The following is a 22095-nucleotide window of genomic DNA, read 5'->3' as shown; positions in this document are numbered from 1 at the left end:
CCATGCGGCCCGCGAACATTCTCCATCTTGGCATCAAAGAGCTCCGCAGCTTGCTGCGGGACCCCATCATGCTCATCCTGATCGTCTATGCCTTCACCTTTGCCATCTACTCCGGCGCCACGGCTATGCCCGAAACCCTCCACAAGGCCCCTATTGCCATCGTGGACGAGGACCACTCCCAGCTCTCCCAGCGCATCGTCGATGCCTTCTATCCCCCCCAGTTCGTCCCACCGGTTCTCATCGACAGGGCCGAGATGGATGCCCGGATGGATGCCGGTATCGATACCTTCGCCATCGACATCCCCCCCGATTTTCAGCGCGACGTGCTGGCCGGCCGCTCTCCGGAGATCCAGCTCAACGTGGATGCCACCCGCATGAGCCAAGCTTTCACCGGCAATGGCCACATCCAGACCATTATCGCCAGCGAGATCGGGGGGTTCCTCCAGGGGTACCGCTCGAACCGTGCCCCTGCGGTGGATCTGAGTCTGCGGGCGCGGTTCAACCCGGAGCTGAACAAATCGTGGTTCGGGGGGGTCATGAAGGTCATCGACAACGTCACCATGCTTTCGATAATTCTCACCGGCGCGGCGCTTCTCCGCGAACGTGAGCACGGTACGGTCGAGCACCTCCTGGTCATGCCGGTGACCCCTTTCGAGATCATGACGGGCAAGGTGTGGGCCATGGCTCTAGTGGTGCTCACGGCAACGGCCTGCTCGCTCCTCTTCGTGGTCCAGGGGCTCCTCGGGGTACCCATTGAGGGCTCCATCCCCCTGTTCCTGGCCGGCACGGCCCTGCACCTGTTCGCAACCACTTCCTTGGGGATTTTTCTCGGCACCCTTGCCCGCTCCATGCCCCAGTTCGGGCTCCTGATGATGCTGATCCTCCTGCCGCTGCAGATCCTTTCAGGGGGGACCACACCCCGGGAGAGCATGCCCAGCTTTGTTCAGGCCGTGATGCTGGCAGCTCCCAACACCCATTTCGTCATGCTGGCCCAGTCAATCCTCTACCGGGGGGCGGGGTTTGCGGTGATTTGGCCCCAGTTTGTCTCTCTTCTCCTGATCGGAGCGGTACTGTTTGCCGTATCTCTGGCGCGCTTCCGCAAGACCATCGGGACGATGGCGTGACCCCTGGCCCTGGCCAACTTCTTCCCCCGCATTACCATGCGTTAAAGCGTCGGTTTCGGAGCGATGGGTTGACGGGACTCTTCTCAGGGAATTCCTTCACTTGGAACTTCGCGCCGCGGATAACGCTGCCGATCTTTGCCGCCGGAGCGAACCAGGCCACCCTCAAGGTGGCGGAGGTAGACCGCGACATCGCCGTGGCCCAGTATGAGAAGTCTATCCAGACCGCCTTTCTGGAGATGGCCGATGCCCTGGTCCAACGGGGCACCATCGACGATCAACTCTCGGCCCAGCAGTCCCTCACCGACGCCACCTCCGAGAGCAACCGCCTCTACCAGGCACGGTACGAAAAGGGAGTCGACAACTACCTCCAGATGCTTGATTCCCAGCGTGCCCTCTACGGCGCCCAGCAGAATCTTATAGGTGTCCGCTTTGTCCGCCTCCTCAACGTGGCGACTCTCTACAAGGTGGTGTTATCGGGTAGGAGAAATCTCTGCTTCAGTGGTATAGTTGTCAGGGCAGTGTTGCCGCCATCGGGTTGACAAGGGTGATAGCACGGCTTCCTCTTTATGACGATTTGTCTCATACGATTCCAACCATCACTCTCACAGGCCTGTGTCACATCGGCCGCATTGGGAAGCCGCGGCACATATCCTTTGCCGACAGGTGAATGAAGAAGGAGCGAAACCTATGTATCAAAGGGTGCTTCTGGTCGATGCCGCCACCGGCTTTTACAAAACGAAAAAATACGGTTTCGACCGCTACTTCGGACCGGTGGACCTGGGGATTCATCTGGCTGAAAAGTACCGGAGCCTCAATTTCGGGGTCGGCATCTTTGCCGGCTCCATCTTTCCGGGATCGAACCGGATGGTGGTGACCGGTTTTTCCCCCTGCTGGCAGGGGTATTACATCAGCTCCATGGGGGGCGCCGGGCTGGTTTTCAACAACCTGGGCGTGAACATGCTCAGCCTCACCGGCAGGGCTCCGGTTCCATCGGTCCTCTACCTGAACCGCAACCATGGGGAGGAGATCGAGGTGGAGGTGGTTCCCGTCGACGCGGAGGCTGTCTGGAGGGAAGGGCGCACGGGCGTTTACTCCCTCACGGACCGGGTCCACGGCATGTTCGCCTCCCGCTACGAAAAGGACCCCCGCATTCTCGCCACCGGCCCGGCGGCCCTCCGTACCGACATGGGGGGGATCATGTCGGTCCCCATCAACAATGGAAAGATCAGTTACGTGGACACCTGGGCCGGTCGCGGCGGCTTCGGCAGCGCCATGGTGCGGGAGCACGGCATCGTGGCGGTAATCTACGGCGGCACGGCGGCCGATGAAGACTTCCGGGACCACAAGGTGGCCGACGAATGGTTCAAGAACAAATACAACCTGAGGCTCATGCAGAAGGACCTGGAGGTGACCACCAAGTACCGCTACGACGAGAAATTCGATACCGGCGGCACCTTCGGGGTGAACTATGCCACCATGGGCGGGCGGATTATGGCGTTCAACTACCGCACCATCTACCAGACGGAAGATGAGCGCGCCGACCTGCACCGGAAGTTCATCGTCGGCCACTACCTCAAGCAGTTCAACGAAGAAACAATAACCAACCGGCAGCAGGCCACCTGCGGCGAGCCCTGCGCCGCCGTCTGCAAGAAGATGAACGGCGCCTACAAGAAGGATTACGAGCCCTACCAGACCATGGGCCCCCTCTGCGGCATATTCGACCAGCGCGCCGCGGAGAAGCTCAACCACCATTGCGACGCCATGGGGTTCGACGCCATCTCCGGCGGGGGGGTGCTTGCTTGGCTCATGGACCTTCTGGAGTCCGGGATGCTGACGCCGGAAGAACTGGGGGTGACCAGGGCGCCCCGGTGGGATACGGCCTCCTTCGACCTGGTCAACGACTCCATGCACAACGCTGACCTGGGATGCGAGTTGATCGATGCCATACTGGAGCGTCGGGGAATCCTCGACTTCGGGGAGGGGGTGCGCAAATGGAGCCGCATCCATTCCCGCGCCAAGGGGACGGCGCTCCATGACCGGCTTGTCTACATCGCCTTCAGCAGAAGGGGGTGGATGGTGCCGAACCAGTATTGGGTTTCCGGAGCCCTTGCCCCCATGGCCATTATGGGAAAGTACTACATGATTTACAGTTTCGATTTCGTCCCCCCGCGGACCCTGGGGAGGATGTGCGCAGAGCGCATGAAGAAGGAGCTTATTCTCGATAACCTGGGGATCTGCCGCTTCCACCGGGGTTGGGCGGAGGAACTCCTTCCCGAGGTCATGGGGTCCCTCTATGACAGCCGCGAGCGGTTCCTGCGCTCCATCGACGTCCTGGCGAGCCGTCTTAACAGCCGCAACAGCCCCATATTCTGGGAATCGGCGCGGGACATCGATTATCTGCACACCTTCCTGAAACGGAAAAAGGAGGTGGATAACGACGGGCGTCCCGAACTGGGGGCCTGGCTCGAAAAGTTCGAGACGGACCGGGTGGAGGCTGCCAGGGACTTCTGGTATGAGACCCTCAAGGGGATCGATGAAAGCCTGCGGGAATTTTTCTGACAGGCATGTACGTGATTTAACGCTTGGGAATATCCGAAGAAGGGAGATGCGACGTGAAAGCTTTGAGGCTGGCTTTTTATGTGGTCATAGCGTTGGTTGCCATTGTGTTGGCACTGTATGTTCTCGCCAGGGAACCCCATCCGGACTGGCCGATCAACCTGATCCACCTGCTTTTCAAGCACTAGCGCACTTGAAAGGACTTTAACGGCACAGCGCCAAATACCAAAGCCCGCATTTTCCGGCGGGCTTTTTTTTATTCCGGCGCTGTTACTGCTTGTATGGTTTATTCCTTGCATAGTATGTGATAAATTTAAGATTCTGCATTCTTGCGCGGCATGTCTTCTATATGGGGGGAGATTCATGGGGTGGTACTCGGATCTGAAGATTGGAAACAAACTCCTTCTCGGTTACGGGACGATTATTGCCTTCAGTTGCCTGATCGGCTATTTCGGAGTGACGGGGCTGACACAGCTCAAGTCGCACTTGGATGCCATGCACGACCACCTGATCCCCAGCATTGAGGCGGCGGCAATGATCGAGCGCCACCACCAGCAGCATCGACGAACCTTCCTGAACTATATTATGGATAACCAGAAGCGGCGTAAGGAATTGGCAATCAAGCTCAATCATGAAGCGGTGGAGATCAACGAGTCCATGGCGGCGTTTGCCAAATACTCGGTCCATGCCCCCGAGCACCGCTTCCTGACAAAAGTCACCACTGCTTCCAAGGAGTACATGGTCGAGACGCAGAGGCTCAAGGCTGCCATCGATGCCGGTGTCGGCTACGGGACCCTTGCCGATGACAATGAGCGCTTGCGGGCGCTCTTTACCAATGTCGAGACCTTAACCAAGGAACTTACGCTGCACATTATCGAAGAGGGGCACGACCATTTGGAAAATGGGAAAGACAGCTACGGCAATATCCGCCGGTGGCTTGTCACTCTGCTCCTCAGCGCGGTGGCCATAGCATTGTCCATGGCATTTTTTATTACGCGCAGCGTCACCAATCCCATCCGGCTGGTTCTAGGCGCCGTGCGGAGGATGGAGGAGGCGGGCGTGGAAAAGGCCCGGGTCGTGGAGGCCATAGCTGCCGGCGACCTGAGCCGGGATATCCGGATTTCGGAACAGTTTCGCATTGACCCTGAAACCACCGGCCGGGACGAGGGGGGGATGCTTATCCGGGCGGTTGCCGGCATGAGCGAGATTCAGACTTCCCTGGACGCCGCTTTTTCACGGATGACGGTGTCGCTCCGCCGGACCAGGGAGGATGAGCACAAAAGAGACTGGCTGAAGAGCGGCGCCAATGAGCTTAACGAAATTTTGCGGGGTGACCGGCGGCTTGATGAGATGGCGAACAAGAGCCTTTCCTTCCTCTGCGAATACCTGGGAGCCGGGGTGGGTGCGCTTTATCTCTATAATGATGATGGCAGCGAACTGGAGATTGCCGCCACCTATGCTATCTCGCGCCGGAAGGGGCTGAACGAGCGTTTTGCCCTTGGAGAAGGGCTGGCCGGCGAGGCCGCCAGGGACAAAAGAATCATCCGCCTCACCGATGTGCCCTTCGACTATCTTCCCATAAGCTCGGCCATCGGCGAGGCGAAGCCCCTCAATATAGCCGCCGTGCCGCTGCTTTATAACGACCATCTCGTTGGAGTCGTGGAGCTGGGTTCATTCAGGGAGTTTACGGACCTGGAGATGGAGTTCCTCCAGCGGGCACGGGAAGGGCTTGCCATCGGAATCAGCGTCAACAGGGCGAGGAAGCTTGTGGACGAGTTGCTCGAACAGACCCAGACCCAGGCCGAGGAACTTCGGGTCCAGCAGGAAGAGCTGCAACAGAGCAACGAAGAGCTTGAGGAGCGGGCCCAGATGCTGGAACAGCAGCGGGAGCAGATCCGCTCCAAGAACCGCGAGGTCGAGGAGTCGAGCCGGGCTTTGCAGCTCAAAGCGGAAGAGCTGGAGCGGATAAGTGCCTACAAGTCGGAATTCCTGGCCAATATGTCCCATGAATTGCGGACCCCCCTCAACAGCCTGATGATCCTTTCGTCCCTGCTGAAGGAGAACCGGGACGGCAATCTGTCGGAAAAGCAGGTTGAGTATGCATCCATCATAAACAGCTCCGGCAACGACCTGCTGGTCCTTATCAACGACATCCTCGACCTCGCCAAAATCGAGTCGGGCAAGCTGGAGTTCAATTACGAGAAATTCGCAATTCGCCCCCTTCTCAACCAGCTCCGCACGACTTTCACTCCCCTTGCGGAGCAGCGTGGGCTCGGCTTCGATCTCACCATCGAAGACGGCGTTCCGGAAGAGATGACCACCGATGGGTTGCGGACCCAGCAGATACTGAAAAACCTCATTTCCAATGCCTGCAAATTCACCCAGGAGGGGCGGGTGGCCGTGAGGGCCCATGTGCCGGCACCGGCCGCGAACCCGCTCCCCGTCCCGGCCGTTGCCTTCGCCGTCTCCGACACCGGGATCGGCATTCCCGCCGCAAAACACGAACACATCTTTCAGGCGTTCCAGCAGGCTGACGGAACGACGAGCCGGAAGTTCGGCGGGACCGGCCTGGGGCTTTCCATTTCAAGACAGCTCGCCCGCGGGCTCAATGGCGATGTCCGCCTCGAAAGCGCGGAAGGAAGCGGAAGCGTATTTACCCTGTATCTTCCCCTTGTGGCTTATTGCAACCTGGCGGCTGCGGCGGTGGTGATTCCCGAATTGCCCCTGGAAGTCGGACCGGGCGAAAGACCGTCTCCACCGGCAGAATTCGTGTCGCCTGCCCCGGTGCTGGCGGATGACCGCGATAGACTTCAGCCTGGGGAGAAAAGCATCCTGATCATCGAGGATGATCTCTCCTTTGCCGCAATCCTGATGGACATGGTGCGCGCCCGGGGCTTTTCGGTGCTGGTGGCGGGGGACGGGGAGAGCGGAATCGCCCTTGCCGACCATTATCTGCCGAGCGCCATCATCCTTGATGTCATGCTTCCCCATCTGGATGGCTGGGGGGTCATGAGGAGCCTGAAGGACAGATTGAGAACACGGCATATTCCGGTGCATTTCCTTACCTGCCTGGAAGACCGCCAGAAGGCGATGAGCATGGGCGCCATCGGATTCGTGACCAAGCCGGTGACGAGTGAACAGCTGGACGAGGTGTTCGGCACCATCGAGCAGTCTCTGGCCAAAAGCGTGAAAAAGCTCCTGATTGTCGAAGATGACAGGGCTGAGGCAAAGAGCATGGAGGCGCTGCTGGGGGGGCGGGATGTGGCCATTACGGTTGCCGAGACCGGCCATGAGGCCATCGGGCTCCTGTCTGCCGGGCAGTTCGACTGTATCGTGCTCGACCTGGGCCTTGCCGGCATGTCGGGATTCGAGGTGCTGGAGAAAATCCATTCCCTGGACGAAGGCGGCCGAATCCCTGTGATTATCCACTCCGGCCGCGACCTGTCCCGGGAAGAGGAACTGCGGCTGCGCCATTATGCCGAGAGCATTATCATCAAGGGGGTGAAGAGCCCGGAACGGCTTCTCAACGAGGTCTCGCTCTTCTTGCATTTCGTGGAGAGCGGCATAGCGCCCGAGAAGAAGCGGATGATCACCACTGCCCTCGACAACGAAGCGATGCTCGCCGGGAAGAACGTCCTCATTGTGGATGACGACATGCGCAATATATTCTCACTCTCCAGCGTTTTCTCGGAGAAGAAGATCGTCGTCTTCGAGGCGGAAAACGGCAGGGAAGCCCTTGACCGCCTCAACGAAAACCCCGATATGGATGCCGTGCTGATGGATGTGATGATGCCGGAGATGGACGGTTTCGAGGCGACCCGCATGATACGTAAGGATCCGCGGTTTGCCGGCCTCCCCATCATCGCCCTTACTGCAAAGGCCATGAAGGGGGATCGCGACGAGTGCCTCAAGGCCGGGGCCAGCGACTACATCCAGAAACCGGTGGACATGGAAAGACTGTTTTCGCTATTGCGGGTATGGCTCTACGGGCGCTGACCATGGAACCGGAAGAGCTCTTCGATATAGAGATACGTCTGCTCCTGACGGGGATCCGTCAGGTGTACGGATACGATTTTACCGATTATTCCGAGGCATCCATCAGGCGCAGGATTGCCCAGTGGTTCGTCTCCAGCGGCTATCCGAGCCTCTCCGCCGCCCAGGGGGCCGTGCTGCGCGACCGGGAGGTCTTCGGCTCGCTCCTGCGGGGGATTACGGTCAACGTGTCGGAGATGTTCAGGGACCCCGCATTTTTCAAGGCGCTGCGGGAGCATGTGGTGCCGCACCTGAAAACCTATCCCTTCGTCAAGGTATGGCATGCCGGCTGCGCTTCGGGCGAGGAGGCATACTCCCTTGCCATACTCCTCGAAGAAGAAGGGCTGAAGGGACGCTTCAGGATGTATGCCACCGACATCAACGATGAAGTTCTCCAGAATGCCAGGGATGGGATATTTCCCTTGAAGGAGATGCAGCGCTACACCCGGAACTACCAGCTGTCCGGCGGCATGGGGGCGTTTTCGGATTACTACTCGGCCCGCTATGACTATGCAATCATGATGAAGTCCCTGCGGGACCGAATCGTCTTTGCCTCCCACAACCTGGCGGTTGACTCTGATTTCGGGGAAATGCACCTGATTCTTTGCCGAAATGTACTCATATATTTCAAGCCGGCCCTCAAGGAGAGGGTCCTGGGCCTTTTTGACACCTGTCTCATGCCGGGAGCGTTTCTCTGCCTCGGTCTCAAGGAGGCTCTCAGCGGCAGGGGGATCGAAGCGCGCTACGCCGAGATGGTGCCGAGGATGAGAATCTACCGGAAAAGCTATGGACAGGAACAGCAGCGGTAAATTCCGTGCAGTGGTTGCCGGCGTCTCGTCCGGTGGCGTGGAAGCGCTGGAACTGGTAATCAGCGCCCTGCCTGCCGACTTCCCGCTGCCGGTCATGGTCGTCGCCCACATTTCGCTGGAATCCGGCAATGGCCTTGCGCTACTTCTGGACGAACAGTGCGCCATCAGGGTCAAGGAGGCCGACGAGATGGAGGCGGCGGTAGCGGGGACGGTGTACCTGGCTCCTCCCAACTATCATCTTCAGGTGGAGAAGGACGGGAGCCTCTCCCTGTCGGTGGACCCGCCGGTCATGTTTGCCCGGCCGTCGGTGGATGTGCTGTTCGAGTCCGCGGCCAGTGTCTTCGGCGCCGGACTCATCGGTGTCGTGATGACCGGGGTGGGAAGCGACGGAAGCAACGGGCTCAGGCGGATAAGGGACGCCGGGGGGGTGACGGTGGTTCAGGAACCGGCGGGCGCCATTGCCGACGGCATGCCGAGAAGCGCCATAGATGCGGCGTCTCCGGATTACATCGTGCCGCTGCAGCAGATAGCACCGCTTCTGGTCAGGTTGGCAATGTCGTGATACGGGCTGGCTGGAAAGAGTTGGCCCGTCGATGGCGTAAATGCAGGCAATCGAGCGAGTGTGTCTCGCAATGTATGGGGGAGAGATGGACACGCAGTTCATTTCGATGAAGCCGCAGATTCTGCTAGTGGACGACCGCCGGGAAAATCTTTCTGCCCTTGAAGGGCTGCTCGACGAGCTGGATCTTGTGTTCGTCCGGGCACTCTCCGGCAATGAGGCGCTCAGGCTCACGCTGAAAAACGATTTCGCTCTGGTGCTCATGGACGTCCAGATGCCCGACATGGACGGCTTTGAGACCGCCGAGCTGATGCGCTCCAATCCGAAGACGAGGCATCTGCCGATAATCTTCGTGACGGCGGGGATGAAAGATCTGCAGTACCAGTTCAAGGGGTACGACGCCGGCGCGGTTGATTACATGGCCAAGCCGATAGAGCCGGTTATCCTCAGGAGCAAGGTCCGGGTCTTTCGCGACCTGTACCTCCAGCGCATGGAGCTGGAACTGCACCGGCGGAATCTGCAGGATCTCGTGGATCAGCGAACCGCCCAGCTTCTCCGCTCGGCCCAGGAGCTGGAACAGCGCGTCGCGGAACGGACCGCGGAGCTCCAGCAGCTTAACCGCCAGCTGGAGTCGTTCGCCTACTCGGTTTCCCACGACCTCAGGGCGCCCTTGAGGCATATCGACGCCTTCAGCCATATCCTGATGGACGATTATTCCCGGGAGCTGGACGAAGAGGCCCGCGGCCTGCTTTACCGTATCGTTGCCGGCTGCGACAACATGGGTAAGCTCATAGACGCCATTCTTGCCCTTTCGAGAACGGTGCGCCAGCCCGTCAACAAGATACCGGTGAGCATGGAGCGGCTGGCCCGGGAGACTTTCGCCCAGTTGCGGGACCAGTACGAGGGGAAGGAGATCGAGTTTCTGGTTTCCGAACTCCCTGAATCCCAGGCTGATCCGGTCCTCTTGCGCCAGGTCTACGCGAACCTGATCGGCAATGCCTTGAAATACAGCAGCCGGCGGGAAATGCCTAAAATCGAAGTCGGGGCGTATTCCGAAGACGGGGAGACGGTTTACTTCGTCAGGGACAACGGGGTGGGCTTCGACATGAGGTATGCAGACAAGCTGTTTGCCGTGTTTCAGCGGCTGCATGACAGAAAGGAGTATGAGGGGACCGGGGTCGGCCTTGCCATTTCCCAGAATATCATCCAGCGCCATGGCGGAAAAATCTGGGCGGAAGCCGAACCGGACAAGGGGGCGACGTTCTATTTCACCCTCTGAACCATCCAGCATTCCCGGTCATCAACATAAAAGGCCCGCCGGAACGATCCGACGGGCCTTATTGCATAAAATCCCATAAGGGTTATGGGTTGTTATCAGTCTTCCCACTCGATGAGCGAGGGGTCGATCTGCTCCCAGTGCTCCGGAGAGCGCCAGAGGCTGGAGGTAATCAGCTCACGCATGTGGAGGAATTCCTTGGGGAGACGGTCGAAGAGCTTGACGAACAGCTCCTCGTGGGAGATGAGCTCGTTCTGCCATACATCCCGGTCCACGGAGGTCAGATCGTTGAACTTCTCGCGGGTCATATCCAGCCCGTCCCAGTCCATGTCCTCGTAGCGCGGCATCCACCCCAGCGGCGATTCCACTGCGGCGGCTTTCCCCTGGGTCCTTTCCACAATCCACTTCAGGACGCGCATGTTGTCGCCGTAGCCGGGCCACATGAACTTGCCGTCGGCGTCCTTGCGGAACCAGTTGACGCTGAAGATGCGGGGCGGCTTGGCGATGGAGCGGCCGAACTGGAGCCAGTGGCTGAAGTAGTCGGCCATGTGATAGCCGCAGAAGGGGAGCATGGCGAAGGGGTCGCGGCGCACGTTGCCGGTGGCGCCGACCGCGGCTGCGGTGGTTTCGGAGCCGAGGGTGGAGGCGAGGTAGACGCCGAAGTTCCAGTTGAAGGACTGGTAGACCAGCGGCACGGTGTCTTTGCGGCGGCCGCCGAAAATGAAGGCGCTCATGGGCACCCCTTTGGGGTTTTCCCAGTCGGGGTCGATGGAGGGGCACTGGGACGCCGGCGCGGTGAAGCGTGAGTTGGGATGGGCGGCAAGACGGCCGCACCCAGGGGTCCACTCGCCCCCCTGCCAGTCGGTGAGCTTTGCCGGCGGCTCGTCGGTCATCCCTTCCCACCAGACGTCTCCGTCTTCGGTCAGGGCCACGTTGGTGAAGATGGTATTGGCGGAGCAGGAGGCCATGGCGTTGGGGTTGGTCTTGACGTTGGTGCCGGGGGCGACGCCGAAGTAGCCGTACTCGGGGTTGATGGCGTAGACCTGGCCGTCGGGGCCGGGCTTGATCCAGGCGATGTCGTCGCCCAGGGTGGTAACCTTCCAACCCTTGTCCTGCAGCGGCTTGGGCGGAATCAGCATGGCGAAGTTCGTCTTGCCGCAGGCGCTCGGGAAAGCGCCGCCCACATAGGTCTTCTCGCCGGTGGGGGACTCGACGCCGAGGATCAGCATGTGCTCCGCCAGCCATCCCTCGTCTTTCCCCTGCTTGGAAGCGATGCGCAGGGCCAGGCACTTTTTGCCCAGCAGCGCGTTGCCGCCGTAGCCGGAGCCGAAGGACCAGATGGAGCGCTCTTCCGGGAAGTGAACGATATATTTCTCTTTGTTGCAGGGCCAGGTCACGTCCTTCTGGCCCGGCTCAAGGGGGGCGCCAACAGAGTGGAGGCACGGGATGAATTCGCCGCTGCCGAGGACATCGAGAACGGCCTTGCCCATGCGGGTCATGATCCGCATGTTGGCGGCAACGTAGGGGGAATCAGATATTTCAACGCCGATCTTGGCGATGGGGGAGCCGAGGGGACCCATGCTGAAGGGGATGACATACATGGTGCGTCCCTTCATGCATCCCTTGAACAGGCCGTGGAGTTTCTCCTTCATCTCTTTGGGGGCCATCCAGTTGTTGGTGGGGCCTGCATCCTGCTTGGAGATGCTGCAAATGAAGGTGCGGTCCTCAACCCGTGCCACGTCGCTGGGATCGGAGCAGGCAAGGTAACTGTTGGGGCGCTTTTCCTGATTAAGTTTCGTGAAGGTGCCGTTTTTCACCAGCAAATTGCACAGCTCGTCGTATTCCTCCTGGGAGCCGTCACACCAATGGATTCGCTCGGGCTCGCACAATGCCCGGACTTCCTCCACCCACTTCAACAGCTGTTCGTTTGCTGGTAATTCGTAGCTCATGCCGACTGCCTCCTTGTGCCATGTTAATGAGTTAGCCCCTCGCGATGTCGTCAAGGGATTCGGCAATGATATGCCCTAACGTTGTTTCATTCAATGCGAAAAATTCACTTTCAGCAAATTTTTTTAGTGTGGGTCAAGGTTGCCGCATCGTATGGCGGGCATTGAGCCTTTCTCTGACGAGCACCGACACGACTACGGCATTGACGAGAAAGATACCAAGCTTGATGGGGGTGACGGAGGCGAAAAGCTCATAGACTTCGAGGGGAAGATAAATGCTTCCGGATACTATCCCCAGCCACTCGGCCCAGGGGCGGCCGCGCCAGAGGCCCCATGCCTCCGCAAAGCGGACCGCTGCGTAGCTGAAAGCGCCCAGGGCCAACAGGTCCAGCTTTCCGCCGTCAGCCTTTGCGGCAGCTTCGAGGAAGATGCGGGGAATACTGCTGGCGGGGTTCAGGTGAAAGTGCCGGATGATTTCTTCGGCCAGGGCCTGCAAATCCTGGTGAATGAGTGCGAGAAGTCCGAACCCGACTGTAATTATAAGGGCGCCTTTGGTTGCTTCCAGCAGTGCTACCGCGTGCAGTGCCTGGTTCCGGTGCCGTTTGGGGGAGGTCATGGCACGGTTACCGCCGGAATACCAGCGCTGCTCCAGCCATAAGGAGAAGCGTCCCGGCGATCCGCTTGCTGTCCAGGGGGGCGCCATGGAAGCCGAAAAGCCCCAGGTGATCCATGATGAGGCCGGTGGTGAGCTGGGCCGCGATGATGGCTGCCATGGCCGCTGCCGTGCCGATGCGCGGCACGACCAGTATGGTGAGCGTGACGAAGGCGGCGCCCAGAAGGCCGCCGGTAAGCTCCCACCATGAGGCATCAGGGAGGGCCCGCAGGCTCCCTCGACCCCACAGGGCCACTGCCACCGCAAGAGCCAGTGCCCCCACGGTGAAGGAGATGAAAGAGCTTTCAATGATCCCCACTTTCTGGGCGAGGCGGGCATTGATGGAGGGCTGGAGCGCCAGCACGGCGCCGCCCCCCATCATGAGGAGAAACAGGGTGAGATTTGACATGGAAGCTCCTTGGCCGGGAGTCGGAAAATGCATGAATAGTTGAGATTGTACGTGTCTGCGTTACTGAGCGCAAGCTTCGAAGGAAAAAAGGGGAAAGCACCGTGTTCACGGCCGTTGACAGGTGCCGGTGAGGGGTGTAGATACTCTGCACCGGGGAGGTGTTTTGAGAACAGGGGCAAATGAGAAAATGACCGGGGAACGCTGGCTACTTGCCGTGACCAGGGAGGTGAGGGGCGAACTCGTCCGTGCGGTGCTGTGGGCCTTTGCCGCCGGGCTTCTCATCGTCCTCCAGGCGCGCCTTCTGGCGCAGGCCTGCCACCGGGTGGTTATTGAGGGGCATGCCACCCCGGACGCCATGCTTCCCCTGGCCGGCGCTGTTGCGGCCCTGGCCGTGGCGCGGGGGGGGCTGATTCTCCTCTCCGAACGGCAGGCGGCGGCAGCCGCGGCCCGGATCAAGGAGCGGGTGCGGAGTCGTCTCTACCGCAAGCTTCTGGCTCTTGGGCCTGCCGGGCGTGCCGGCGAGGAGACCGGCCCCCTCGTGGAGGCTGTTACCGCCGGGGTCGAGGGGCTGGAGCCCTACGTGGCCCGCTTCATTCCCCACTTGGCCCTGGCGGCGGCGCTCCCTTTGACGATGCTCCTTTTCGCCGTTCCGGCGGAGTGGCGGGCAGGTCTCGTCCTCCTCTTCTCGGCCCCCTTCATCCCGCTCTTCATGGTCCTCATCGGGCGCGGCTCCGAAAGCCTCAATCGCCGCCAGTGGGGGCGCCTCTCCCGCATGGCCGGGCACCTCCTCGACCTCGTCCAGGGGCTCCCCGATCTGAAGATCTTCGGCGCGGCCCGGCGCGAGGCCGAGGCCGTGGCCCGGGTCTCCGAGGAGTACCGGCAGGGGACCATGGCGGTGCTCCGGGTGGCGTTCCTCTCGGCCTTCACCCTGGAGTTCTTCGCCACCGTCGGCACGGCAGTGGTGGCGGTGATCGTCGGGTTCCGGCTTCTGGGGGGAGGGCTATCCCTTCTGGACGGGCTCTTCGTGCTGCTGCTGGCCCCTGAGTTCTACCTGCCGCTGCGGACCCTCGGCCTCTCCTACCATGCCCGCATGCAGGGGACGGCCGCTGCCGAGCGGATTGCGCCGCTGCTCTCCCTTCCCGAACCCGAGGGTTACTGCGGCACCCTCCCGGTTCCTGCGGGGCCTCCGGCGGTCCGGTTCGAAGGAGTTACCTTCCGTTACGGTGGAGAGCGGGGCGGGGTGAGCGGTCTCGATCTGGAACTGCCTGCCGGCAGCCTCACGGCCCTTGCTGGAGAGAGCGGCACCGGCAAGAGTACCCTGGTGCGGCTCCTGGTGGGGCTGGCCCGTCCCGAGGCGGGGCGGATTACGGTGAACGGCACCGACCTGGCCGGCCTGGACCCGGCCGCCTGGAGGGATTGCCTTGCCTGGGTCCCCCAGAGTCCCTTCTTCTTCACGGGGACGATCCGGGAAAACCTCTGCCTCGGCCGCCCCGCAGCCCATGGGGCGGAGATCCGCGCCGCCCTGGCGGCTGCGGCGGCCGATGCCTTTGTGGACCGCCTGCCCCGGGGGCTGGATACGGAACTGGGGGGGCAGGGGGCCGGGCTCTCCGGCGGGGAACTGCGGCGTCTGGCCCTGGCTCGGGCGTTTCTGCGCGACGCTTCGCTGGTGGTTCTGGACGAGCCCACCGCCGGCCTCGATCCGGAGAACGAGCGGCTGGTGGGGGAGGCCCTGGAGCGGCTGGCGGCGGGACGGACGGTGCTCGTCATCAGCCACCGGGAGGAAACCGTCCGCCGGGCATCGCGGGTCGCCGTCATGGCCGGAGGACGGCTGGAGCGGGTTATGGCGCCGGCGGAGTTCCTGGCCGCGGCGGCAGGGGAGGGGGGGGCATGAGGGAGCTCGTCCGGATGCTTGCCGTTTCCCGTCGCCAATGGCCCTGGATGGCTGCCGGGATTATTCTCGGCGTTTTCGTGATCGCCGCCAACACTGCGCTCATGGCCCTTTCCGGCTGGTTCATCGCTTCCATGGCCGTGGCCGGGGCGACTGCCGTACCCTTCAACTATTTCTTTCCGTCGGCTGCCATCCGGGCCCTGGCCATACTGCGGACCGTGGGGCGCTATGCCGAGCGGCTCGTGACCCATGAGGCGGCGTTCCGCATCCTGGCCGACTTGCGGGTCCGGCTTTTCCGGCGGCTGGAGCCCCTGGCCCCGGCCGGCCTCGAACGCTACGCCGGTGGGGACGTGGCGGGGCGGCTCCGGGCCGATGTGGATGCCCTTGAAAGCGTTTACCTGCGGATCGTGGCGCCGCTTGTCACCGGCACGGCCGCCATCGTCCTGGCGGTCCTCGTTGTCGCCCGCTGGAGCGTGCCGGCGGCCCTGGCGCTCTTTGTGTTTCTGATGGCCGCGGGGGTGGCGCTTCCACTGGTGGCCCGCCGGCTGGCGGACAAGCCGGGGCGGCGCTCGGCGGAGCTTTCCGGGGAGCTGCGCACGGCGGTGACCGAAGGACTCCAGGGTGCCGAGGAATTGATCCTTCTCGGTGCGGCGGAGCGCCAGGCGTCCAGTGTTGATGACCTCTCGTACCGCCTTGTGACGGCACAGGAGCGGCTCGGTTCGATCGGCGGCCTCACCCTGGCCGGGGGGGTCGCCTGCGGCGGCCTCGGCGTGGCGGCGGTCCTCTTTGCCGGGAGCACCTCTGTGGCGGCTGGTATCATTGCCGGTCCGGTGCTGGTGATGCTAGTCCTCTTTTCGGCGGCGGCCTTCGAGGCGGCAGGCGGTATGCCTGCGGCGCTGCAGCTGGTGCCCGCGGCCCGGGAGGCGGCGCGGCGGATACGGGAACTGGCCGACGCTCCGGTGCCGGTTCCAGACCCTCCTGTTCCGGAACGGCTTCCCGCAGGAACCGGCATCGTCTTCCGCAATGTTTCCTGTGCCTACGATCCGGCCCTGCCGGTCTTAAAAGGGTTCAGTCTCGAAATTCCGGCCGGGGAGAGGGTGGCTCTGGCCGGTCCCAGCGGCAGCGGTAAAAGCACCGTGGCGGAGATACTGCTTCGGTTCCGCGACTATGCCGGCAGCGTAACAGTCGGCGGCGTGGAGATCAGCCGCCTTGCGGCCGATGATCTGCGGGAGATGATCGCCGCTGTCCCCCAGCGGCCCCATCTCTTCAATGCGACCATTCGTGAAAATCTTTTGGCGGGAAACCCGAAAGCGGGAGATGCCGAACTGCGCCGCGCCCTTGAGGATGCCTGTTTGGCGGCGTGGGTCGATGCGCTTCCCCTGGGGCTGGACACGCCGGTGGGAGAGGGAGGCGGCGCCGTTTCCGGCGGCGAGGCCAGGCGTATCGCCCTGGCCCGGGCACTGGTGAAGGATGCGCCGATCCTCCTGCTGGACGAGCCCACCGAAGGGCTCGACGCCGCCACCGAACGGCAGGTTGTGGCGCGCCTGGCCGCGCGGACAGTGGGGAAGACCGTACTGGTCATAACCCACCGTCCCGCCTGCTTTGCCCTGGCCGGCCGGGTAGTGCGGATGGGGGCGCGTTAAGGGGGAAATATGGAGGGGAACCCGATGGTTACTTCTTGCCCCTCGCGGGCCTGCTGCCAGAACCGCTCTTGCCGCGTGAGGGGCCGGATGCGGCGGGGCTCCCTTTGCCGCGGCCGGTGCCGGGCCGGTTTCCCGGTCCCCCTTTGCCACCCCTGCCGCCGGGACGGGGGGCTGGTTTCTGGGGGCGCGCCAGGCTTACGGTGATAGGGCGATTCCTCAGGAGCGCCCCGTCCAGGGTCTCGATGGCTTCCTGAGCCTCTTCGACCGTGGCCATCCGCACGTAGCCGCACCCCTTGAATTCGCCGGTGTCGCGGTCGGTAATCAGGTGGACCGATGTGACGGTTCCCGCCACGGTGAAGAGCCGCCGGAGATCGTCTTCGGTTGCTTCGTAGGACATGTGCCCCACATAGAGTTCCTTGTTTGCGCTCATTATGTCTCCTTTGGGCCGATGGTACCAGATTGACGCGGCAAAGGGAAAGGGCCTTTTCCGAAAAACCTCGGTGGAAAAAGGGATTGCCGCTCCTTGGGCGGAAATGGTATAAACAGAACCGTACGTGAACCACAGGGTCACTCATCCCTGTGGTTTTTTATTTTACCAGCATAAATAAAAGGAGTCACACAAGAGCATGATCAGCGCATCCAACGTCACCCTCTCTTACGGCAAGAGGGTTCTCTTCAAGGACGTCAACATCAAATTCACCCCCGGCAACTGCTACGGCCTCATCGGCGCCAACGGCGCCGGGAAATCCACCTTCCTCAAGATCCTGGCCGGCGAGGTGGAAGCGGACAAGGGGGAGATCTCCGTGGGCTCCGGCGAGCGGATCGCGGTGCTGCGCCAGGACCAGTTCGCCTTCGATGAGGAAGTGGTCTTCAATACCGTCATGATGGGGCATGAGCGGCTCTACAAGGTCATGGCCGAGCGGGAGTCCATTTATTCAAAGGGTGATTTCACCGAGGAGGACGGCATCCGCTCGGCGGAGCTGGAGGCGGAGTTCGCCGAGATGAACGGCTACGAGGCCGAGAGCGAGGCGGCGGTGCTCCTGAACGGCCTCGGCATCCCCGAGGAACTGCGCCATAAAAAGATGAAGGAGCTGGAACCGGGGGAGAAGGTGCGGGTGCTACTGGCCCAGGCCCTCTTCGGCAACCCCGACGTGCTCCTCCTGGACGAGCCCACCAACAACCTGGACCTGAAATCCATCACCTGGCTGGAGGATTTCCTCTCCCGTTTCCAGAACACGGTCATCGTGGTCTCCCACGACCGCCACTTCCTGAACCAGGTCTGCACCCATGTGGCCGACATCGACTTCGGCATGATCAAGGTCTACGTGGGGAACTACGACTTCTGGTACCAGGCGAGCCAGCTGACCCTGCGCCAGAAGCAGGAGGAAAACCGCAAGGCCACCGAGAAGGCCAACGAGCTGAAGGAGTTCATCCAGCGTTTCAGCTCCAACGCCTCCAAGGCAAAGCAGGCCACTTCCCGCAAAAAGCTTTTGGATAAGCTGACCCTGGAGGAGATGCCGGTTTCATCCCGCAAGTACCCCTACGTGGTCTTCAAGCCGGAGCGGGCCTGCGGCGACATCATCCTGGAGATCCAGGGGCTCTCGAAGTCTGTGGACGGGGTGCAGGTTCTGAACAATCTCGACCTCATCGTCCGCAAGGGGGACAAGATTGCCTTCGTGGGAGGAAACAGCCAGGCAAAGACCACCCTCTTCCAGATCCTTGCGGGGGAGCTGGAGCCGGACGCGGGGACCTTCCGCTGGGGGGTGACCATCACCCACTCATACTTCCCCAAGGAGAACAGCGCCTTTTTCGAGGGGGACATGAACCTCATCGAGTGGCTCTGCCAGTACGCCCCTCCAGGCGAGGGGGAGAGCTTCGCCAGGGGTTTCCTGGGGCGGATGCTCTTCTCCGGCGACGAGGCCACCAAGAAGACCTCCGTCCTCTCCGGGGGGGAGCGGGTCCGCTGCATGCTCTCCCGGATGATGCTCACCGGCGCCAACGTCATCGTCCTGGACGAGCCCACCAACCACCTGGACCTGGAGTCCATCACCGCCCTCAACAACGGGCTAATCGCCTACCCTGAGGTGGTCCTCTTCGCCTCCCACGACCACGAGTTCGTCTCCACCGTGGCGAACCGGATCGTGGAGATAACCCCCGGCGGTATCATCGATCGGGTGATGAGTTTCGATGACTTCCTGGAGGATGCCGGTGTCGCCGGTGAGCGGGACGCGCTCTACCATGGCCATGTGGAGGCGAGCCTTTGATTTCTGCCGAGTTCTCAGCAATTGGGAACCCGGCAAAATAACCTGTCACGGGCATGGGGCGTGTGTTTCCGGCCCTGTGCCCGGCGGGCGTCCTCTTCGGGTGGCTGCCTGCGTAACGGCACGGTAATTTCGTTATTCATGATGGTTAACTAATTGAAATATTTCTCAAGTTTGCCATTCAAATGACGAAATGGTTGGTAGGGTGTCTCCCATGTTTACCAATGCGTTTAAAGAAAAAATTGGTTTGGGCATGAACATCAGGAAGAATGCTCTTGCTGTCGGAGCGGCCATCACCCTTGTTACCTGGATTCTCATGGCGGCCGGGGTGTTTCGCATTCCTGACGGGCTCATCTACAATTTTCTCGTTCGCCTTTCTCCGTCATCGTCGTCGCCTCCCGGTAACGTGCTGATTGTAAAAGCCGGTTTTGAGCGGATGGGGGAGGGCGACGAGGTCTGGCTTGCCCTGCTGCGGGAACTGCGGCGCCAGGGGGCAAAACAGGTGGTGTTCACCTTCCTGCCCGGCCGTGTCAGCAGGGAGTTCTACGAAGAAGCCGCTGCCGGCCGTATGGTCGTTTTCGGACGGGAATTCCTTGAGGACGAATCATCCTCGAAGCAGGTGCTGGCGCCGTTTCCCCCCACTGCCGCAAACCTGAAGCTCCCCTTCGGGGTGCTGGTCGATCCCCCCGACGAATCCGGAATGCACCGTTACCAGCATACGAATGTGGTGGTCAACGGCTCGCGTTTTCCGACTCTCGAAGCTGTTGCGGCCGGCAGGTTCAAGGGAATGCCGGTCGAAACCTCGACCTCGGTGCTGATTAATTTCCTCGGACGGGGTGGGGGGATTCCCGCCGTCTCCCTTGAACGGGCACTGGGAGGCGGGCTGATCCCCGAGCTTGTCAAGGGGAAGTCCGTCATCATCGGCTTCGCCGGCTTGGCCCATGAGCCTGGACTGCGCACCCCCCTTGCAGGCGGAAGAGACGTCGCGCTGCTCGACTATCGCGGTTACGCAATAGATACTTTCATTGCCAATAGCGGCATTGTCGAAGTCCCGCTCATAGTGCAATTCCTCTTCGTGGCGCTGATCGTGTTTGCGGGGCTCGTGCTGCAAACATTCTTCGAGATGCGTTTCCTCACCTGGCTTACCCTGGCCGCGGTTATCGCATCCCTTGGCTCCTGCTGGCTGCTGTTGCTGTTCGGGCATATCTGGCTCCCCGTTGTCGAACCACTTGTCGCCTTTTTCCTCACGTTCCTCCTTATCTTCCGGCAGCGGGTGCTCCTGGCCGAAGAGGCCGTCAACACCATGCTGCTCAACCTTTCCGCCAAGCTGAAGCAGCGGGTGATGCCCGAGAGTTTCTATAACTCGCAGGAATACTGGTCCCAGGTTATCACCATGGTCAACCAGACCCTCAACCTTACCCGGACCATTTTTCTGGAGAGAGTTCCCGGCGAGCACCGGGTCCGGGAGGTAAAGGCCCTGCACTGCTCCATCACCGATATCAGCGAGCGCCGCAGGGATTACGAACGGACTCCCTACAGTACCGCCATCGCCAGCGGCGGACCCATCCGGCTCGATCGCGCCAATTATCTGACCCGGAGCGAGACCGAGGAGGACCAGTACCTGGTTCCGCTTCTCTTCGGCGGACAGCCTCTCGGTTTCTGGGCCTTCGGCATTGCCCCCGAAACGGCGGCCAGTATCCCCTATTTTGAAGGCACCATCCGCGATTTCGGCAAGCAGATCAGCGAACTCCTCTACCGCCGGCAGGAGTGGCAGGCACAGCAGCGCAAGCAGAACAGTTATTCGGTGAATTATCTCGACCTGTCCCGGGACGTTCCCCATGAGGAACTGAAAAAGTCCATCGACCTTTTCGAGCGGAGGGTGAACACCCTGGAGACGGTCTTTGCCGAACTCGGGACGGCGACGATTCTCTACGACCTCTTCGGCAGGGTGCTCCTGGCGAACCGGAGGATGGTGGAGATCATGAAAGAAGCCGGTCTGGCTCCCTATGAGTTGACCGCTCTCGATCTGGCGGTTGCCCTGAGCGGGCTGAAGGCGGAGGAAGTCCGGCAGCACCTGCACAAGGTGCTGATCGAGCACGGCCAGGTGACCCTTGTGGCCTCCCGGATCCGGGCCAAAGCCGGAGAGCACCTCATCCGTATCCGTCCGCTGATCGAGCAGGAGCGCAGGCTCCTCCCCATGGAGGCTCGGCCGTTCAGCGTTTATGGCATCCTTTTCGAGCTGGTGGACCTGAGCGACATAACCCGCGGAGATCGTACCAGGGAGCAGTTTGTGGGCCAGTTGCCGGGCCGTCTGACTGCTATGATCGAACCGGTTGCCGCGGCTGCGGCGAGACTCCGGGACGAAACCCTTGCTCCCGAGGCCAGGAAATCACTGCTTGCCGAGCTTGACGGCAGGGCCTCCGAAGCGCTCGGGTTCGTGGCGGATATCGGTGGGTGCCTGGAGAAGCGGTCTCCGGCCACGGGCCGTGAATGCTACCCCATTGACGCGCTTCCTCTGCTGAGGGGGGCGGCGGCCAGGGCGGAACGCGACCTTGCGCAGCGGCGCATCGCCACCACCATCGTCGTCTCCGGCACCGTGCCGCTGGTATGGGCTGAATCCAGGGAGCTGGCCGAGTCGTTCTACGCATTCATCATCATGATTGGTAACGATACTGCTCAGAACAATGCCATCCGAATGGAGATCGGGGCGGAGGGCGATTATGTGGCATGCCGTCTTGCCGGCACCGGTTTCGGCATGCCCGACGCGGTGCTCCAGCGAGCCCTCTTTTCCGATGAGCCGACCGACTCTGCCGAGTATCGCCGTGCACGGGCCGCTGTCGGCCAGGTACGACAATGGCAGGGAAGCGTTGCCGCGTCAAGCGAGGTGGGGTGCGGCATCAGCGTTGAGGTGCGCCTGAAGAAATTCCACTGAGGGAAGGG

Annotated in this window: 16 protein-coding genes; 12 read left to right on the top strand and 4 right to left on the bottom strand. The window is 61.5% G+C overall.

What is annotated here, in order from left to right; translation table 11 throughout:
* The first annotated feature begins 2 nt into the window (after positions 1 to 2).
* From JZM60_RS01490 to JZM60_RS01460, 8 genes are all read left to right on the top strand, one after another.
* Positions 3 to 1124, top strand: a complete 1122-nt coding sequence (locus tag JZM60_RS01490) for an ABC transporter permease (protein ID WP_207163786.1) — start codon at positions 3 to 5, stop codon at positions 1122 to 1124.
* 68 nt (positions 1125 to 1192) lie between these two features.
* Positions 1193 to 1663, top strand: a complete 471-nt coding sequence (locus JZM60_RS01485; RefSeq protein ID WP_338148864.1) for a TolC family protein — start codon at positions 1193 to 1195, stop codon at positions 1661 to 1663.
* A 148-nt stretch (positions 1664 to 1811) separates the two neighbouring features.
* Positions 1812 to 3683 carry an aldehyde ferredoxin oxidoreductase C-terminal domain-containing protein gene (locus JZM60_RS01480; protein WP_207163785.1) on the top strand — a complete coding sequence of 624 codons (1872 nt, stop codon included), beginning with the start codon at positions 1812 to 1814 and terminating at the stop codon, positions 3681 to 3683.
* Positions 3684 to 3736: 53 nt separating this feature from the next.
* The gene (locus JZM60_RS16815; protein WP_277603774.1) at positions 3737 to 3868 is read left to right on the top strand and encodes a hypothetical protein; all 132 of its coding nucleotides are present in this window, start codon (positions 3737 to 3739) and stop codon (positions 3866 to 3868) included.
* A 175-nt stretch (positions 3869 to 4043) separates the two neighbouring features.
* Positions 4044 to 7676 carry a response regulator gene (locus tag JZM60_RS01475; protein ID WP_207163784.1) on the top strand — a complete coding sequence of 1211 codons (3633 nt, stop codon included), beginning with the start codon at positions 4044 to 4046 and terminating at the stop codon, positions 7674 to 7676.
* A gap of 2 nt (positions 7677 to 7678) precedes the next feature.
* Positions 7679 to 8521: a CheR family methyltransferase gene (locus JZM60_RS01470; RefSeq protein WP_207163783.1), complete on the top strand. Its 843-nt coding sequence runs from the start codon at positions 7679 to 7681 to the stop codon at positions 8519 to 8521.
* The gene (locus JZM60_RS01465) at positions 8499 to 9083 is read left to right on the top strand and encodes a chemotaxis protein CheB (protein ID WP_207163782.1); all 585 of its coding nucleotides are present in this window, start codon (positions 8499 to 8501) and stop codon (positions 9081 to 9083) included. The genes JZM60_RS01470 and JZM60_RS01465 overlap by 23 nt, the downstream gene beginning before the upstream one ends.
* 85 nt (positions 9084 to 9168) lie before the next feature.
* Entirely contained in the window at positions 9169 to 10359 is a 1191-nt protein-coding gene (locus tag JZM60_RS01460; RefSeq protein WP_207163781.1) for a sensor histidine kinase, read from the top strand.
* A gap of 95 nt (positions 10360 to 10454) precedes the next feature.
* On the opposite strand, the gene JZM60_RS01455 is transcribed toward JZM60_RS01460, so the two are convergent.
* The 3 genes from JZM60_RS01455 to JZM60_RS01445 form a co-directional block, all read right to left on the bottom strand.
* Positions 10455 to 12305: a phosphoenolpyruvate carboxykinase (GTP) gene (locus JZM60_RS01455; RefSeq protein WP_207163780.1), complete on the bottom strand. Its 1851-nt coding sequence runs from the start codon at positions 12303 to 12305 to the stop codon at positions 10455 to 10457.
* 133 nt (positions 12306 to 12438) lie between these two features.
* Positions 12439 to 12918: a DUF2127 domain-containing protein gene (locus JZM60_RS01450; RefSeq protein ID WP_207163779.1), complete on the bottom strand. Its 480-nt coding sequence runs from the start codon at positions 12916 to 12918 to the stop codon at positions 12439 to 12441.
* A 7-nt stretch (positions 12919 to 12925) separates the two neighbouring features.
* A complete protein-coding gene (locus tag JZM60_RS01445; RefSeq protein WP_207163778.1) occupies positions 12926 to 13363 on the bottom strand; it encodes a DMT family transporter in 438 nt (145 codons plus the stop codon).
* A gap of 187 nt (positions 13364 to 13550) precedes the next feature.
* Here JZM60_RS01445 and cydD point away from each other — a divergent pair, with 187 nt between their 5' ends.
* Positions 13551 to 15254 (top strand): thiol reductant ABC exporter subunit CydD, encoded by a 1704-nt coding sequence (cydD, locus tag JZM60_RS01440; RefSeq protein WP_207163777.1) that lies wholly within the window; start codon positions 13551 to 13553, stop codon positions 15252 to 15254.
* Positions 15251 to 16894 (top strand): thiol reductant ABC exporter subunit CydC, encoded by a 1644-nt coding sequence (cydC, locus tag JZM60_RS01435; RefSeq protein WP_207163776.1) that lies wholly within the window; start codon positions 15251 to 15253, stop codon positions 16892 to 16894. Before cydD ends, cydC begins: the two co-directional genes overlap by 4 nt.
* A 28-nt stretch (positions 16895 to 16922) precedes the next feature.
* Here the strand turns inward: cydC and JZM60_RS01430 are convergent, their stop codons facing one another.
* Positions 16923 to 17324, bottom strand: coding sequence for an RNA recognition motif domain-containing protein (locus JZM60_RS01430; RefSeq protein WP_207163775.1), 402 nt, complete (start codon positions 17322 to 17324; stop codon positions 16923 to 16925).
* Between the two features lie 196 nt (positions 17325 to 17520).
* Here JZM60_RS01430 and JZM60_RS01425 point away from each other — a divergent pair, with 196 nt between their 5' ends.
* Both JZM60_RS01425 and JZM60_RS01420 read left to right on the top strand, forming a co-directional pair.
* Positions 17521 to 19158, top strand: a complete 1638-nt coding sequence (locus JZM60_RS01425) for an ABC-F family ATP-binding cassette domain-containing protein (protein WP_207163774.1) — start codon at positions 17521 to 17523, stop codon at positions 19156 to 19158.
* A gap of 250 nt (positions 19159 to 19408) precedes the next feature.
* Positions 19409 to 22087 carry a CHASE2 domain-containing protein gene (locus JZM60_RS01420; RefSeq protein ID WP_207163773.1) on the top strand — a complete coding sequence of 893 codons (2679 nt, stop codon included), beginning with the start codon at positions 19409 to 19411 and terminating at the stop codon, positions 22085 to 22087.
* Positions 22088 to 22095 lie beyond the last annotated feature (8 nt).

The sequence above is a fragment of the Geobacter benzoatilyticus genome (assembly GCF_017338855.1).
Classification (GTDB): domain Bacteria; phylum Desulfobacterota; class Desulfuromonadia; order Geobacterales; family Geobacteraceae; genus Geobacter; species Geobacter benzoatilyticus.
Note: the sequence above shows the minus strand (reverse complement) of the source record. Positions and strands in the feature narration are given on the sequence as shown.

Bases quoted from the DNA above. Each gene is read 5' to 3' on its own strand.
- JZM60_RS01465 (WP_207163782.1), top strand. From the start codon at position 8,499: ATGGACAGGAACAGCAGCGGTAAATTCCGTGCAGTGGTTGCCGGCGTC.
- JZM60_RS01445 (WP_207163778.1), bottom strand. From the start codon at position 13,363: ATGTCAAATCTCACCCTGTTTCTCCTCATGATGGGGGGCGGCGCCGTG.
- cydD (WP_207163777.1), top strand. From the start codon at position 13,551: ATGACCGGGGAACGCTGGCTACTTGCCGTGACCAGGGAGGTGAGGGGC.
- JZM60_RS01480 (WP_207163785.1), top strand. From the start codon at position 1,812: ATGTATCAAAGGGTGCTTCTGGTCGATGCCGCCACCGGCTTTTACAAA.
- JZM60_RS01470 (WP_207163783.1), top strand. From the start codon at position 7,679: ATGGAACCGGAAGAGCTCTTCGATATAGAGATACGTCTGCTCCTGACG.
- JZM60_RS01430 (WP_207163775.1), bottom strand. From the start codon at position 17,324: ATGAGCGCAAACAAGGAACTCTATGTGGGGCACATGTCCTACGAAGCA.
- JZM60_RS01460 (WP_207163781.1), top strand. From the start codon at position 9,169: ATGGACACGCAGTTCATTTCGATGAAGCCGCAGATTCTGCTAGTGGAC.
- JZM60_RS01450 (WP_207163779.1), bottom strand. From the start codon at position 12,918: ATGACCTCCCCCAAACGGCACCGGAACCAGGCACTGCACGCGGTAGCA.
- JZM60_RS01455 (WP_207163780.1), bottom strand. From the start codon at position 12,305: ATGAGCTACGAATTACCAGCAAACGAACAGCTGTTGAAGTGGGTGGAG.
- JZM60_RS01490 (WP_207163786.1), top strand. From the start codon at position 3: ATGCGGCCCGCGAACATTCTCCATCTTGGCATCAAAGAGCTCCGCAGC.
- cydC (WP_207163776.1), top strand. From the start codon at position 15,251: ATGAGGGAGCTCGTCCGGATGCTTGCCGTTTCCCGTCGCCAATGGCCC.
- JZM60_RS01425 (WP_207163774.1), top strand. From the start codon at position 17,521: ATGATCAGCGCATCCAACGTCACCCTCTCTTACGGCAAGAGGGTTCTC.
- JZM60_RS01475 (WP_207163784.1), top strand. From the start codon at position 4,044: ATGGGGTGGTACTCGGATCTGAAGATTGGAAACAAACTCCTTCTCGGT.
- JZM60_RS01420 (WP_207163773.1), top strand. From the start codon at position 19,409: ATGAACATCAGGAAGAATGCTCTTGCTGTCGGAGCGGCCATCACCCTT.